The sequence below is a fragment of the Streptomyces sp. NPDC046931 genome (assembly GCF_040644655.1).
Taxonomy (GTDB): Bacteria; Actinomycetota; Actinomycetes; order Streptomycetales; family Streptomycetaceae; genus Streptomyces.
Window position 1 is genome coordinate 76,113 of sequence record NZ_JBEYWX010000028.1, and the last position, 13,656, is coordinate 89,768.

A 13,656-nucleotide genomic window follows, 5' to 3' on the forward strand; every position below is an offset into this window, starting at 1 on the left:
CGGCTCCCGTCCGCGCCGCGGAGGCCGGTCTCCCTTCGCACAGTGCCCTCCATCCCGGCCGGAGGCCGTTGCGGTCTCACGCTCCCGGCCCAGCGCCGGCTGCCCGCGGAGCGACAGAGCCGGACGGTCCTCGAGGCACGGCGCACCGGTCCACGAGGCACGCCGCACCGAGGTCGCCGAGCGGAGTGCCGGCGTCAGGGCCGGCCCGTAGTCGGTCGGCTCATCCCGACGACGTGTGCGGTACGGCGATGACAGGACAGCGGGCGTAGCGCAGTACGCCCTGGCTCACCGAGCCCAGCAGCATGCCGGCGAAGCCACCGTGGCCCCGGGTTCCCACCACCAGGCCCAGCGCGTGCGCGGACTCCTCGGCCAGCACGTTCACGGGATGACCGCTGAGCAGCTCGTGATGCAACTCCACGTCCGGGTAGGCCGCACCGCGGCCGGCAACGGTCTCGGAGAGCAGGCGCCGGCACTCCTGCTGCACCGCGTATTCGTCGAAGATCCTCAGCGGACCCGGCTGCCGGACGTACAGTGCCCGCAGGGCCGCGCCGCGCAGGGCGGCCTCCTCGAAGGCGACGTCGACGGCGGCGGCGGACTGCGCGCTGCCGTCCACGCCGACAACGAAGTAAGCGGGCTGCTGGGTGACATGCTCGGGCTCCGGCACGACCACCACGGGGCAGTGGGCGTGCGCCATGACGGGCAGGGCGACCGAGGCGGTACCGAACACGTCCTTCATGCGGCCCAGGTGCCAGGAGCCCAGGACGACGGCCGTGGCATCGCGGCTCTGGTCCCGCAGGATCCACGCCGGGTCCCCCTCGGCGAGCAGCGCGGACACCTCGAGCTGCGGACGCCGCGCCTCGGCGAAGATCACAGCCTCCTTGAGCACCTGCTCACCGGCCTCGTGCAGCGCCTGGTTCCATTCCTCCCAGGAGGGCGGCACGTACGCCCTACGGACGCCTGGCGTCGGCACACCCTCGGCATGTAGCAGACGCAGGGGCACCCGGCGCCGTGCGGCCTCGTCGACCGCCCAGGCGAGCGCCATCCGCTTCGTGGGGTCGGGGTCGACACCGACCACGATCGGCCGGTGATCGAAGGGTGGGGCCATCGCCGTCTCCAGCCGTCCGTCGACACGTTGATGAAGCCGTCATCCACCGCGTTCATCGGGCGTCGCGGTGTGCGCGAGACGCCTGACGTACGCGTCGGGACCGGGGAAGTACAGCGTCACCCTGCCGCTGTCCGACCAACGCACGTCGTACGGAGGGCTGCCGTCGGGATGGTGGACGCCGACGACCTCACCGTCGCGGGCGATGACGCCGGGGGCGGTGCCACGTACGACGATCTCGTCGCCGACGTGAGCACGCATGCCACTGCCCGTCGCCTTGGCAGGTGGCACGTCCGTCCTCGGATCGCTCTTCTCGGTCGGGGCGGGTGCGGTCATGTCGTCCTCGCCTCCTCAGTGCGGTGACGGGAAGGGGGTACTGCCTCTGTTCATACGAAGCCCGTCCGTGTCACGTCGCCAGGGGCCGTTGGTCCCCGGGCCGCGGGACTGTCGGGCCAACCGCGATGCGTGGGCGCACAGGCCGCGCCACCCTGGTGCGCTCACCCCGCTGCCGTCACGGCTCGCCATGGCCGTCACCGAGGCTCTCGGACCGAGCCTGAAAGCCTCCGATCGGCGTGCCCGCCGCTACCGGCCACCCCGAGGTGTTCCGGACGGAACCGTCGGGCGATCTCCCCGCGCACCCGCGACGTCAGGTCTTCCAGCACTGGTGACACGACCGGGCGCCAAGGCTCGGGGCCCTCGATCCTGCGGGCGGGGCCAGGGAGATCTGCGATGTCGTGCGCGCAGCGCGCACACGCGTACTCCCACCGGTCGGGTGGCCCTGTGCGCCGGCCGTCGCGCATCACGGTGCGCAACAGCCGCTGCGCCGAGTCCGGTGGGTCCTCCTCCCGCAGGCCGATGACATCCGGCTGCCCCGGGCTGCGGAAGACCTGCTTGCGGCCCGGGGCCGTCACCTTCGCCGAGGACAGCTTCATGACCGGGCGGCCGTCGTACTCCACGAGCTTGTACGCCGCGTCCAGGTACGGTGCGTCCGCGGCCACGCCCACCTTCGTGCCCACCGCGTACACGTCGATCGGGGCCCCGCCGTGCACCAGCTCCGCGACGGCGTACTCGTCGAGCCCGCCGCTGGCGACGATGCGGACGTCGGGCAGCCCGGCGGCGTCCAGCAAGGCCCGCGCCCGCCGCGCCAGCTCGCCGAGATCGCCGCTGTCCAGGCGGATCGCGCAGCCCGGCCCCCGCCGGATCTCGTGCAGGACACGGGCGGCGGCCATGACTCCCGCCTCGGTGTCGTAGGTGTCGACGAGGAAGGTGACCGGCCCCGGATGGGTGCGCGCGAAGGCACGGAACGCCTCCTCCTCACCGGGGAACGCCTCCACATAGGAGTGGGCCATGGTGCCCGACGCCGGCAGGCCAAGGACACCGGCCGCCGCCACGTTGCTCGTGGCCGCGAAGCCCACCATGGCCCCCAGCCGGGCCGCCTGCAGACCCGCCCAGGGCCCGTGGGTGCGGCGCAGGGAGAAGTCCACCACAGGCCGTCCGGCCGCCGCGAGCACACAGCGGGCGGCCTTGGACGCCACCGCCGTCTGATGGCACAGCTGGTTGAGCAGGTACGTCTCGACGAGCTGCGCCTGGGGCAGCGGCGCGGTCACCTCCAGCAGCGGCTCGCCCGCGAGGACGACGTGGCCCTCCGGGACGGCACGCACCTCACCCTCGAAGGCCAGCCCCAGCAGCGGCTCCAGGTCCTCGGGCGGCCGGTGCAGCGCCGCCGCGAACTCCTCGACGTCCACGTGTTCCACCCGGTATCGGGCCAGGAAGTCCAGCGCGGGTTCCAGGCCCGCCGCGACCAGGAACCCCCGGCCGGGCGGCAGGTCACGGACGAAGAGGCTGAACGTCGCCGGGGCGCGCATCCCCTCCCGCAGGTAGGACAGGGCCATGGTCACTTCATACAGGTCGGTGGTGGTGACATCGGACATGGTGACCGCCACTGAGTGGGCTGGGGAGCCGCCGGCCGGTGCCGAGGGCGCTCTGCTTCTCATCACCAGTCTCGGCGACCGGCCCGGTCAAAGCATGGGCCGACCGGCCCTGCGAGCGCGGTCTCGTCCTCGCCGAGCGCCGGCCTCGGCACGGAGAAGGGTGCTGACGGGACCATAGGGCCCCGATATGGGCTGTTCGGCCTCAGGCAGCGACCAGGTGCGCGCGGTGGACTGGAGGTGTCCATAGCCGCAACCGCAGTCCTGGGAGATACGGCGATGGCCACACTCACACGCAGGCAGAGGTTTCCCTTTCCGGAGATGCCCGAGTGGTTCGAGTCCTTCCCCGCACGTTTCGCGATGCCCACGATGGGCGACCCGTACGCCGTCCGGATCGAGGACTACACCGAAGGCGACCGGTACGTCGTGCGGGCAGAGCTTCCCGGTGTCTCGCCCGAGGACATCGACGTCGTCATCGGCGAAGGCGTGCTGACCGTCAAAGCCGAGCGCACCCAACGCGAGGCGGAGAAGGACCGCAGCGAGATCCGCTACGGCTCCGTGAGCCGCAGCGTGACCCTGCCGCCGGGCGCCGACGAGGATGACGTCAGGGCCGACTACACCAACGGCATGCTCACCGTCAGCGTGCGCCTCGGACGTGAGACGGCCGAGGCCAAGCACATCGAGGTCGAGCACGGCGCGTGATCCCGCTCCCCGCGGGTCCGGTCGGGCGGGCTGACGCCCGCCCGGCCCCCGGTTCACGTCCGCCCCGCACGGTGCGCAGGACACCTTCCGAGAGGGGGTGCCGAGCGATGAGGCACCGCAGTGTGGGCGATCTGATGACCCCCACCGCCGTGAGCGTGCGGCCGGGCACGACGTTCAAGGAGATCGCACGCCTCCTCGACGAGTACGACATCACCGCCGTGCCCGTGGTCGACGACGACGGTCGGCCCGTCGGCGTGGTGTCCGAGGCAGACCTCCTGCGCAAGCAGACGACCGGTGATGTCGGGAGCACCGCCGGGGAGCTGATGACAAGCCCTGCCGTGGTCGCGGAGCCGGAGTGGAACGCGGTGCGTGCCGCGCGGACGATGGAGAGGCGGAAGGTGAAGCGCCTGCCCGTGGTGGGCGGGGAGGGCCGCCTGATCGGCGTGATCAGCCGCAGTGACCTGGTACATCTGTTTCTCCGTCAGGACCACGCGATCCAGGAGGAGATCCTCGAGGATGTCATCGTCCGGACGCTCGGCCTGCCACCCTCCTCGCTGACCGTCGAGGTCACCGACGGCAGGGTCACGCTGAGCGGCAGCCTGGAGCGCAGGAGTCTGCTTGCCGTCACAGCGCGGCTGTGCGAGGGGGTCGATGGCGTGGTGGATGTCGTCAACCGGCTCGACTTCGACCGCGACGACACCACGGACGGGGCAGCGGTGCAACCCAGCAGAGATCGCTCGTGATCCCTGGTCTCTCCAAGACGTACGATCACGACGGAGGCGCGTGCCGGACCGCCCCTGCGGTACTCAGCCCCTCGCCCGGTCCCGGGACGAGGCGGCCCAGCGCCGTCGCACCGCCTCCTCCCGCTCCGCCTCCTCCAGCGCCAGTTCGACGGCGGCCAGCTCGCGCATCAGGCGGGGAATCCAATGCCTGCGCAGGGCCCGCACCCGCTGACGTGTCCGTTCCGCCTCCGCCGCGAGGAGCTCGGCCGCGCTGCGGGCGGCGGAGTGCTCCACGGCGGCGCGGACGGCCGCGCGGTACGCCGCCTCCGCGTGAGCCAGCGCGGTGTTCCCCGGTGTCGGCTCGTCGAAAGAGCGAGCCGGGGCTGTCCACGACGCCCCGGACGGATGGCTCACGCCCATCGAGGAGGTCCACTCGACGTCGACCCCGGCCCGGCCGGCGGGGGCTGCCCCGAACAGGGCGCGCTCGCCACCGATCAGGAGCCCGCGCACACACCAGGTCTCCGCCTCGGCGAGCCTGCCCCGCCAAGTCCGGCCGGCCTCCTCCGCCGTGCGCCTCAACTCCCGCTCACGGTCCAGCAGGAGCCGCAGCTTGCGCTCCAGCAGGTCCGCTCCGCGCAGGGCGGTACCGAGACTGTGCCGCAGCCGCAGGCGGCCGGCCCGCCCCGGTGGTACCCGCAGCCGGCGCGCGCTCACGATGGCGCTCCCGTCCCACCCGTGCCCGTGTCTCCGGCGGCGCGGGCGTCGAGCACGGCTGTCGGGATCATGCCGAGCTGGCTGCGGGGCAGAGTCAGCAGTACGTCCCAGGCACGGTCGAGGGAGTCGTCGAACGGCCGGTTCTCGTCTGTGCCCTGGGCGAGGAACTCGCGCACGAACGCGTCCTCCAGATCCAGGTACCGGTGGTCTGCAGGGCTCAGCGCCGGGCGTCCGATCAGGTCGGCGAGCTCCCGTACCTGCCGGGCGCGGGCCAGTGCGGCGATCAGCTGTGCGGCGACGTCCGGATGGTCTTCCCGGGTCCGTCCCGCCCCCGTGCCTTTGCGCATCAGACGCGACAGCGAGGCGAGCGGGTCGACCGGCGGATAGGTGCCGCGGGCGTGGACCTCGCCGGACAGCACGATCTGGCCCTCCGTGATGTAACCGGTGAGGTCGGGCACGGGGTGGGTGATGTCCCCGGCAGGCATCGTCAGCACCGGCAGGACGGTCACCGACCCCGGACGGCCCCTGATCCTGCCGCACCGCTCGTACAGGGACGCCAGGTCGCTGTAGAGGTAGCCGGGATAGGCCCGCCGGGCCGGGATCTCGCCCCGAGCGGCGGACACCTCGCGCAGCGCCTCGGAGTAGGCGGTCATGTCCGTCATGACCGCCAGAACATGGCGGCCCTCGCCGAATGCGAGGTGCTCGGCCACCGTGAGCGCGAGCCGGGGCGTGAGCAGACGCTCGATCACGGGGTCGTCCGCGGTGTTGAGCAGCAGGACGAGATCCTTGGCGGCGGAGCGTTCGGCCAGCCCGTCGCGGACGAACGCCGCGTCGGCGTGGGTGAGACCCATGCCGGCGAAGACGACGGCGAACGGCTCGGCGCCGCAGGTCGCCTGGGCGGCGATCTGCACTGCCAGCTCGAGATGCGGCAGTCCGGCGGCCGAGAACACGGGGAGCTTCTGCCCCCGCACCAGGGTCGTGAGAACATCGATGGCTCCCACTCCCGTCAGTACCGGCTCGGTGGGCGGCTCGCGGCGCACCGGGTTGATCGGCGCACCGCCGACCGCGGCGTCCACCGCACCGAGGACCGGTGGTCCGCCGTCCGCCGGTTCGCCCCGCCCGTTGCATACCCGGCCCAGCCACCCGGTGCCGACCGGGATCCGCAGGGGCGCTCCCGAGAAGGCGATGCGCGTGCCGGTCCGGTCCATGCCCGCCGTGTCCTGCAGAACCTGCACGACCGCCAGGTCCCGATCCACCTCCAGGACGAGACCGTGCCGCCTCTCCCCGGAGTCGAGGACGATCGTCGCGAACTCGTCCCACCCCACACCGCTCACCCCCTCGACGACCACGAGCGGGCCACGCAGCTCCCGCACGCTCGTGTACTCGATCTCACCGGGCGTGCTCATGCCAGCTCTCCCAGCCGTGCCAGTAGCAGGTCGCGGGCAGCCTCCACGGGGGCCGTCTCCTGCGGACCGGCATCCTCGCGGGCGCGCAGCAGCGGCGTGAAGTCGACGGCCTCGACGGCGTCCGCGCGGGCACCGGAATCCACCAGTTCCACGCAGCGGTCGATCACCGTGAGGACGGCTTCCGCGAGGGCCGCCGTCTTCCCGGGTGGGCAGTACCCGTCCGACGACGACAGCGCGTTCTGCTGGATCAGCCCCTCGCGCAGCAGCCGGCCCGCGAGCACGCTGACCCGTTCCCGTGGCGGCAGGGCCGTCACGCCGATCAGTTCCACGAGATCGGCCAGCCGGTCCGCCTCGGCGAGCAGGGTGGCCACCCGCCCACGCCGCTCGGACCACTGGGGGTCCCCGGCGCGTGCGTACGCGGATGCCAGCGCGCCGGCATCCCGGGAGAACGAGTCCGCCCAGGAGAGCGCCGGATAGTGGCGCGCGTAGGCGAGGTCGCGGTCGAGACTCCACAGACACCGCACGAACCGTTCGGTGTGGGCCGTGACCGGTTCGGTCCGATCGCCGCCCGGCGGTGACACGGCACCGATGACGGTCACCGAACCGGCGGTGCCCCCGAGCGTGCGCACCGATGCCGCCCGTTCGTAAAAGGCGGCCAGTTCCGAGGCGAGCCCCGCGGGGTAGCCCTCCTCCGCGGGCAGTTCGCCCATCCGGGAGGCGAACTCGCGCAGCGCCTCGGCCCAGCGGGAGGTCGAGTCGGCGATCACGACGACGTCGAGCCCCATGTCCCGGAAGTACTCGGCGGCCGTCACCCCCGTGTGCACGCTCGCCTCGCGGGCCATCATCGGCATGTTGGACGTGTTCGCGATGGTGACCGTGCGCTCCGCCAGACGGCCACCGGTGCGGGGGTCGGTCAGCGCGGACAGCTCCTCGATCACATCGGCCATCTCGTTGCCGCGCTCCCCGCAGCCGACGTAGACGATCACGTCGGCGTCGCACCACTTGGCGATCTGCTGCAGCAGCATGGTCTTGCCGGTGCCGAAGCCGCCCGGGACGGCGACCGTGCTGCCGCGGGCCACGGGGAACATCAGGTCGACGGCTCGCTGACCGGTGTGCAAGGGAGCGTCGGCTGGCAGCCGCTCCCGTACCGGCCGGGGCCTGCGCACGGGCCAGGTCTCCGTCATACGCACCTCCTGACCGCCCACCACGGCGATGGGGGAGTCCTGTGCGTGCTCTCCCGCCGGTGCGATCCGCGCAACGATCCCCGAGCATCCAGGTGGTACGAGAACGCCCAGCGGGACCGACGCCCTGATGCCGCCGAGGACATCCCCTGCCGCGACGTGTTCTCCCACTGCCACATTCGGGGTGAACGGCCATGTGCGAACGTCAGGTTCGATGCTCCGCCCGGTAGCCAGGAGCAGGTCCCCTGCGCGGGTGAGGGGGCGCAGCAGACCGTCGAAGACACCGCCCAGCAGCCCCGGTCCCAGCCGCACCGCGAGCGGTGCGCCCTGCGGGGCGGCGGGATGCCCGGGCGCGAGGCCGCCGGTGTATTCGTAGGCCTGGACGGTGACGACATCGCCGTGGATCGTCACCACCTCGCCCGGCAGCCGATCCTCGCCGAGCAGGACCAGGTCGTCCATGGCGACGCGGGCGGCGCAGGCGATCTCGACGAGCGGCCCCGCCACTCGCACGACCCGCGGCGGTCCGTCTTCGCTGGGCCGGTGGCGCGCCGCTGTGGTCGGGGACGTCATCGCGCCCACAGGGCCTCGGCCCCCACGCCGAGCCGGTCCAGCGCGCGGTCCGCGAGGGCGTTCGCCGAGAGGTCGGCCCTGCGACCGGGCGTCTCGGCCGTCACTCCGCCGTCAGCGGCGGCCGCGACCCGCACTTCCGTTCCGAGCAGCGTTCGGGCGTGCTCCTCCAACCGGACCCGTAGCGCGCCCACGTCCGCCAGCGTGTCGCGAACGCCCGCGCGCACCCTGGCACGGAGGTCCGCGTAGGCCTCGGCCCGTGCGGAAAGTTCCTCTGCCCACGCGTCCTGACGCGCCCGCACCCGTTCCCGGGCCGCGGCGGCGGCACCGTCCGCCACGCCCTCCTCCCGGGCCCGGCTCAGCAGCGTCTCCGCCTCCGTGCAGGCCGCTCGCACCGTCTCGTCCGCGTCCGCCCGGGCACGTGTCAGTGCGGCGTCGGCGTCCGATCGTGCCGATCGGAGGAGTTCGGCGCGCACCGGGGCCAACGGGTCCGTGGGGCCGGGGGCGGGGACGGTCATGGCGGCATCACCACGGTCAGCGGGCGGGAGGGATCAGGCTCCGCCGTCTCGGTCTCCAGAGCCTCGGCCGCTTCCGGCGTGACGATCACCAAGGAGACCGTACCGGGAAGCGTCCGCCAGGCCTTGCGTACGGCGTCCGGGTGCTCCGCGACCAGCACGTCGACTCCGGCGAGGGCCAGCCCGCTCACCCTGCTCCGTGCGCCGATGGCGGCCACCGTCCCCATCGTCATGCCCTCCGGGTCACGCCTTGCCGATCAGCAGGATCGCGACCACCAGCCCGTAGACGGCGATGCCTTCGGCCAGACCGACGATCACCATGGCGCGGCCGAACATCTCGGGACGCTCGCTGAGTGCGGCCAGCGCCGCCGCCCCGGTGTAGGCGACCGCGATGGCGGCTCCGACGGACGCGCCCGCCACCGCGATGGCGGCTCCGATCAGCGCGGACCCGTTGCCCGCGGCCGACGCGGCGGCCTGGGCGGGCGCCCCCTGCGCGGGGCCCGACAGAGCCGTTGCCAGGAGCACGCACGCACCGCCCAGCAGCGCGAGGTTCGTCGCCAGCAGCCAGCGGAACGCGCGTTTGGCCCGGCGTCGCCGCAACAGCCGCATGCCTCCGAGCGCCGCCGCCAGCACCGGCAGGACCATCACCCAGGTGAGCACCGGGTCACCTCCGTTTCAGCATCGGCCGCTGCCGCCGACGGAACGTGCCAGGGGCGGAACGGACGGCCCTCCGTCTCGAAGATCCGCGAGAAGATCTCGTAGAACTCCAGCCGCAGCGCCTGAACACCGGCCACGAGGGCCTCCAGCGCGAGCGAGGCGGCAGTGCCCACGACGAACACCACCAGCGCCCCGGCGGCTCCTGCGGCTCCCCGCCCGGCGAGGCCGGTGGTGCCGCGCCACACCAGGTCCGCGAGCGCGGCATGGGTGAGACCGAACGCCGCGAGCCGCGCGAAGGAGACGGTGTTGGTGCCCGCGCGCACCACGACATCCAACAGCCGTACCCCGGTCTCGGCGAGCCCTGCGAGGCCCCCGGCCGTGGCCCGGTAGAGCCCCACCGCCACCAGCGCGAGCCCGGCCAGGGCGAGCCCGGCCCCGAGAACGGCCGCAGCCGACCGGTGCAGGGCGAGCCCCGCCGCCGACAGCCCGAACCCCAGGAAGAACAGGAGCCCCGCGCAGCCGGACGCCGCGTAAAGGGCCTTGCCCGCACCGCCCTCGCGCCAGCGGTTGACCGCACCGGCGGCATGGGCGACGGCCAGCAGCCCGGCCCCGAAGACCACCGCGGCGGCCAGGAGGCGCGCAGGGCTCTTCAGCGGACTCAGCCACAGGACCGGCAGCACTCCTGTCGGCCCGAAGAAATCGCCGTAGGCGGCACCCGCGAGCATGGCCGACAGCCCGGCACCGGCGAGGAAGGGCCACAGGCGGCTCAATCGGGCGAGCCTGCGAGGCCGCCCGAGTCGCAGTGCCAGCGCACCGAGCAGCAGGAGCGCGCCATGACCCACGTCCCCGAACATGATTCCGAACATCGCGACGTAGGTGATCCCTGCCGGCCACGACGGGTCGACGTCCGCGTAGGGCGGGGTGCCGTACGTCGTCACCAGCGGTGCGAACGACGCGGACGGCGCCGACCGCAGCAGTGTCGGCGGATCGGCTCCGGGCGGGGTGGGCAGCGGAACCAGCGCGCCACCGGCGGCGGCCAGCCGCCACGCGAGCCGGGGTACCTCGGCCGCCGGGCACCACCCGGCGAGTGCGGCCACCTCTCCGCGCAGTACGGCTCCCCGAGTCCGCTCCTCCAGCTGTGCCTCGCCTGCCAGCATCCCCAGGCGGCGCTGCCGCTGGAGGGTGTCCAGATCGGGCGCGGAAAGGGCCAGGACGGGAGCCTCACGGGCAGCCGATGGCGCGCCCGTGGTTCCAGGGGGGACCGCTGCGGGATGGCCCTCCAGCCGCTGCAGCCGTCGGGCCGCCGGTCCGGGGGTCGCCTCCTCCACCCGGTCCAGCTCCACGCAGCCCGCCTCGGCGATCCGCACCAGCGTGTCCCGTAGCGCCGCGTGCGGCACGACCAGCGCCACGCGGCGCATCCGGACCGGCGTCAGCGCCTCAGACCAGGGCATCGAACTCCTCCAAGGGCCCCGCGCCCCGGGCCGCCGACTCCAGGGCCGCCCGCACCCGCCAGGCGTCCACGGAAAGCACGGCGACCGCCCCCACGACTCCCTGGGGACCGTACCGGCCCTCCCGCAGCATGCCGGCGCCGTCCTGATCGACCACGCGCCACCACCGGGCCTCGGCCCGCCACAGTGCTCCCGGCTCCTCGACGCCCTCCAGGACCCAGCGGGACGGGGACGGCAGGCGGTCGCGGAAGTCCCGGACGGACGGGGCGTCGACCGCCCGCGACCCCAGCAAGCCCGCCGCGGTGCGGCGCACCGGTCCTGGCAGGCGGCGTTGGTGAACGAACAGTTCGCGTGCTGTCACCAGCGCGGCGCGCCCCCTGGCCCAGCGCCGGGCGGACGTCACGGCCGCATCCGTACGGCGCGCGGCCGCCATGCGCATGCCTGTGATCAGGGCCCACGGCGTGTCCGCGCCCGGATCGCCCCAGGACGAGGCCGCGAGGGCGGGGCGCAGTTCGGCGGGTGTCACGGCGCGTTCCAGGTTCCGCCAGGTGGTTTCCAGGCTGCCGAGCCGGTACGGCTGCCATGTCGAGACCTCCGGATCCATGCCCGGGGCGCCCTGTGCCGATAGACGAGACATGACATCGGCGACTTCGAAGCCCGCGGCGAGCGGACGCATGAGGCGAGCACCGCCCGCGGGCAGCCAGCCTGCCAGCGGCCGCAGATGCCACAGCAGCGTGGCTGACACCGCCCGCTGAGCCTCGGTCACCCCCATCGCCGCCCGCGCGGACTTCCCGTACGGCGTCTCCGTCAGATGGTGCAGTGCCGCCTCCAGCGCCTCCGCACTCGCCATCTCCCGCGCCCCGTCCGGTCCGGGACAACGGCCGACCAGGGCGCGAGCCCGGATGACTCCCGCCACCCATCCGGCGCTCACGGCGCTGTCCGCGTGCCGTCCGCGGCGTGGAAGGCGTTCTCGACTACGCGCTCCACCAGGGCCGGCATGCGCCTCCGCGAGCGCTCGCGCACCAGCGAGGCGGCGCGTTCCCCGGCCGCGCGAAGGTCCTCCGCCTCCCGCAGGGCGGCACGGTGCTCGGGCGTCGCGGCCTCCTGCCGTACCTGCGGGGCCCGGGCCCGGGCTGCCGCCACGGTCTGCGCGGCCTGTCGGGCGGCGCGCTCCCGTATCGCTTCGGCCTCGCGGTCCACCGCAGCACGGATCCGGGCCGCCTCCTGCTGAACGTCGGTCAGCAGGGCAAGCGGTGGCTCAAGTTCCGCAGCGCGCTCCGCGGCCCGGTCGGCGGGGACTCCGGTGACGGCTGCTCCCGGCGCACCGGTCGGACGGAATCGCGCCAGGAAATCCCGCAGGCTCACCACGCGCATCCTCCTGCCGGTCGGCTCCTCTTTCAGTCTCACCGCTCCCGTGCAGGCTCGCATCGGATGGACCGCAGCGCCGCTCCATCGGGACCGTTCGGCTCTTGGCCAGGGCCGGTGGAGCGCAAGACTGGAACCGTAGGCAACCCGACGGAGTCCGGAGGCCGCTGTGAACAAGCGCGAGAACCACTCCACGGGCGCCGAGGCCCGTCGTGCCGTGCCAAAGCACCACTGGAGCCCCGCGAGGAGGGAAGGCAGGACATGCCTCCTGCGCTATCTGGGTGCCGTCGCCACGGTCTCGGCGAGCCAGCCACACGGTGGCACGTGCCGTCATGCCGCCCGCGAGTCCGGCAGCGGAGCCCACGCCCGGTTCCGTCCCGAAGGCGGGTCGGGAGGCCGGCGGCACCCGTGGGGAGAGGCCGCCCAAGCCGCCCCCCAAGTCGGGCCGCCGTTGGTACGGGACGTGATGGACGTGCCCGCCACGTCCATGCAGGACGACCTGTCGTGTCGCGAGACCGCACGTCTGCTCGCACGGGAGCACGTGGGTGCGCTGCCAGTGGTCGACGCCGACGACTGGGTTGTCGGCGTGGTGTCGGAATCCGACCTCCTGGCGAAGATCGCGTTCGAAGCGTCCGGTCACCGACCCGGACCTCTCGGCCGGATGCGGGGAGCGGCACCTGTACGGTGAGGCACGGGGCGAGATGGCCGCGGACCTCATGACCAGCCCCGCGATCACGGTGCTGCCGGGGGCGACCGTGGCGGAGGTCGCCTGGCTGGCGGCGCTGTCGCGCCTGTAGCGGCTCCCGGTCACCGAGCACGACGGACGCCTGGTGGGCGTGGTGCGCCGTGAGGACGACGCCGGAATACGGGGGGAGATCGAGCAGAAGGTCCGTACCGTCTGCACCCCTGCCGACCGCAGCACCCTCGAGGTCATGGTTCACGACGGCGTGGTGGAGCTGACTGGGAGGATGTCCCAAGCCTCGATGTCCAGGCTGGTCGCGGAGGTGGAGGACATCGACGACGTGGTCGAGGTGAACAATCACCTCACCGCGGTGTGACGGGCGGACCCGCGCTCGATCTTGTCCGTACAGCCTGATCCGCAGCCCCGGTCCGATCACCGTTTCGCGGTACCCAAGCGCGGCCCCTCACCTCGGCAGATCCCCCGGTATCGTGAACTACAGGGTCGCCGGTCGAGCTGTACCTGTCTGCATGGGTCCCCGGAGGAGGCAGTGGGCGGAGAAGAGATCGAACGCCCGGAGCAGCACCTGCCCAGGCTGCGGCTGGACGAGATGCTGGACGAGGTGCAGGCCCGTATCGACGCGGCGCGCGGCACCCAGGACCGGGTGCAC

At 73.1% G+C, this 13,656-nt stretch carries 16 protein-coding genes; 4 read left to right on the plus strand and 12 right to left on the minus strand.

Annotation, left to right across the window (positions count from 1 at the left end; genetic code table 11):
• Positions 1-220 precede the first annotated feature (220 nt).
• The 3 genes from ABZ876_RS33240 to ABZ876_RS33250 all read right to left on the minus strand — a co-directional run bounded on the left by ABZ876_RS33240 (position 221) and on the right by ABZ876_RS33250 (position 3,033).
• A complete protein-coding gene (locus ABZ876_RS33240) occupies positions 221-1,105 on the minus strand; it encodes a universal stress protein (RefSeq protein WP_361788834.1) in 885 nt (294 codons plus the stop codon).
• 39 nt (positions 1,106-1,144) lie between these two features.
• Complete coding sequence (locus ABZ876_RS33245) at positions 1,145-1,438, minus strand: DUF1918 domain-containing protein (RefSeq protein WP_361788835.1); 294 nt, start codon at positions 1,436-1,438, stop codon at positions 1,145-1,147.
• 194 nt (positions 1,439-1,632) lie between these two features.
• Complete coding sequence (locus ABZ876_RS33250; RefSeq protein ID WP_361788836.1) at positions 1,633-3,033, minus strand: nicotinate phosphoribosyltransferase; 1,401 nt, start codon at positions 3,031-3,033, stop codon at positions 1,633-1,635.
• A gap of 276 nt (positions 3,034-3,309) precedes the next feature.
• Here ABZ876_RS33250 and ABZ876_RS33255 point away from each other — a divergent pair, with 276 nt between their 5' ends.
• Both ABZ876_RS33255 and ABZ876_RS33260 read left to right on the plus strand, forming a co-directional pair.
• Positions 3,310-3,732 (plus strand): Hsp20/alpha crystallin family protein, encoded by a 423-nt coding sequence (locus ABZ876_RS33255; protein WP_361788837.1) that lies wholly within the window; start codon positions 3,310-3,312, stop codon positions 3,730-3,732.
• Between the two features lie 107 nt (positions 3,733-3,839).
• Complete coding sequence (locus tag ABZ876_RS33260; protein WP_361788838.1) at positions 3,840-4,475, plus strand: CBS domain-containing protein; 636 nt, start codon at positions 3,840-3,842, stop codon at positions 4,473-4,475.
• A gap of 63 nt (positions 4,476-4,538) precedes the next feature.
• Here the strand turns inward: ABZ876_RS33260 and ABZ876_RS33265 are convergent, their stop codons facing one another.
• The 9 genes from ABZ876_RS33265 to ABZ876_RS33305 are packed head-to-tail and all read right to left on the minus strand — an operon-like array spanning position 4,539 to position 12,307.
• A complete protein-coding gene (locus ABZ876_RS33265; RefSeq protein WP_361788839.1) occupies positions 4,539-5,168 on the minus strand; it encodes a V-type ATP synthase subunit D in 630 nt (209 codons plus the stop codon).
• Positions 5,165-6,574, minus strand: coding sequence for a V-type ATP synthase subunit B (locus ABZ876_RS33270; protein ID WP_361788840.1), 1,410 nt, complete (start codon positions 6,572-6,574; stop codon positions 5,165-5,167). The genes ABZ876_RS33265 and ABZ876_RS33270 overlap by 4 nt, the downstream gene beginning before the upstream one ends.
• Entirely contained in the window at positions 6,571-8,325 is a 1,755-nt protein-coding gene (locus ABZ876_RS33275) for a V-type ATP synthase subunit A (RefSeq protein ID WP_361788841.1), read from the minus strand. Before ABZ876_RS33275 ends, ABZ876_RS33270 begins: the two co-directional genes overlap by 4 nt.
• Positions 8,322-8,840 (minus strand): hypothetical protein, encoded by a 519-nt coding sequence (locus ABZ876_RS33280; RefSeq protein ID WP_361788842.1) that lies wholly within the window; start codon positions 8,838-8,840, stop codon positions 8,322-8,324. Before ABZ876_RS33280 ends, ABZ876_RS33275 begins: the two co-directional genes overlap by 4 nt.
• Positions 8,837-9,070 (minus strand): V-type ATP synthase subunit F, encoded by a 234-nt coding sequence (locus ABZ876_RS33285; RefSeq protein WP_361788843.1) that lies wholly within the window; start codon positions 9,068-9,070, stop codon positions 8,837-8,839. The genes ABZ876_RS33280 and ABZ876_RS33285 overlap by 4 nt, the downstream gene beginning before the upstream one ends.
• Before the next feature lie 10 nt (positions 9,071-9,080).
• Positions 9,081-9,497 carry an ATP synthase subunit C gene (locus tag ABZ876_RS33290; RefSeq protein WP_361788844.1) on the minus strand — a complete coding sequence of 139 codons (417 nt, stop codon included), beginning with the start codon at positions 9,495-9,497 and terminating at the stop codon, positions 9,081-9,083.
• A complete protein-coding gene (locus ABZ876_RS33295; RefSeq protein WP_361788845.1) occupies positions 9,482-10,945 on the minus strand; it encodes a V-type ATPase 116kDa subunit family protein in 1,464 nt (487 codons plus the stop codon). Before ABZ876_RS33295 ends, ABZ876_RS33290 begins: the two co-directional genes overlap by 16 nt.
• Entirely contained in the window at positions 10,932-11,873 is a 942-nt protein-coding gene (locus ABZ876_RS33300; RefSeq protein ID WP_361788846.1) for a hypothetical protein, read from the minus strand. Before ABZ876_RS33300 ends, ABZ876_RS33295 begins: the two co-directional genes overlap by 14 nt.
• On the minus strand, positions 11,870-12,307 hold the full coding sequence (locus tag ABZ876_RS33305; RefSeq protein WP_361788847.1) for a hypothetical protein: 438 nt from the start codon (positions 12,305-12,307) through the stop codon (positions 11,870-11,872). Before ABZ876_RS33305 ends, ABZ876_RS33300 begins: the two co-directional genes overlap by 4 nt.
• 169 nt (positions 12,308-12,476) lie before the next feature.
• On the opposite strand from ABZ876_RS33305, the gene ABZ876_RS33310 reads away from it, so the two are divergent.
• Positions 12,477-12,995 carry a CBS domain-containing protein gene (locus ABZ876_RS33310; protein ID WP_361788848.1) on the plus strand — a complete coding sequence of 173 codons (519 nt, stop codon included), beginning with the start codon at positions 12,477-12,479 and terminating at the stop codon, positions 12,993-12,995.
• Between the two features lie 142 nt (positions 12,996-13,137).
• Positions 13,138-13,365, plus strand: a complete 228-nt coding sequence (locus ABZ876_RS33315; protein WP_361788849.1) for a BON domain-containing protein — start codon at positions 13,138-13,140, stop codon at positions 13,363-13,365.
• The last annotated feature ends 291 nt before the right edge of the window (positions 13,366-13,656 follow it).

Bases quoted from the DNA above. Each gene is read 5' to 3' on its own strand.
- ABZ876_RS33270 (WP_361788840.1), bottom strand. From the start codon at position 6,574: ATGAGCACGCCCGGTGAGATCGAGTACACGAGCGTGCGGGAGCTGCGT.
- ABZ876_RS33260 (WP_361788838.1), top strand. From the start codon at position 3,840: ATGAGGCACCGCAGTGTGGGCGATCTGATGACCCCCACCGCCGTGAGC.
- ABZ876_RS33295 (WP_361788845.1), bottom strand. From the start codon at position 10,945: ATGCCCTGGTCTGAGGCGCTGACGCCGGTCCGGATGCGCCGCGTGGCG.
- ABZ876_RS33245 (WP_361788835.1), bottom strand. From the start codon at position 1,438: ATGACCGCACCCGCCCCGACCGAGAAGAGCGATCCGAGGACGGACGTG.
- ABZ876_RS33285 (WP_361788843.1), bottom strand. From the start codon at position 9,070: ATGACGATGGGGACGGTGGCCGCCATCGGCGCACGGAGCAGGGTGAGC.
- ABZ876_RS33250 (WP_361788836.1), bottom strand. From the start codon at position 3,033: ATGTCCGATGTCACCACCACCGACCTGTATGAAGTGACCATGGCCCTG.
- ABZ876_RS33240 (WP_361788834.1), bottom strand. From the start codon at position 1,105: ATGGCCCCACCCTTCGATCACCGGCCGATCGTGGTCGGTGTCGACCCC.
- ABZ876_RS33280 (WP_361788842.1), bottom strand. From the start codon at position 8,840: ATGACCGTCCCCGCCCCCGGCCCCACGGACCCGTTGGCCCCGGTGCGC.
- ABZ876_RS33275 (WP_361788841.1), bottom strand. From the start codon at position 8,325: ATGACGTCCCCGACCACAGCGGCGCGCCACCGGCCCAGCGAAGACGGA.
- ABZ876_RS33255 (WP_361788837.1), top strand. From the start codon at position 3,310: ATGGCCACACTCACACGCAGGCAGAGGTTTCCCTTTCCGGAGATGCCC.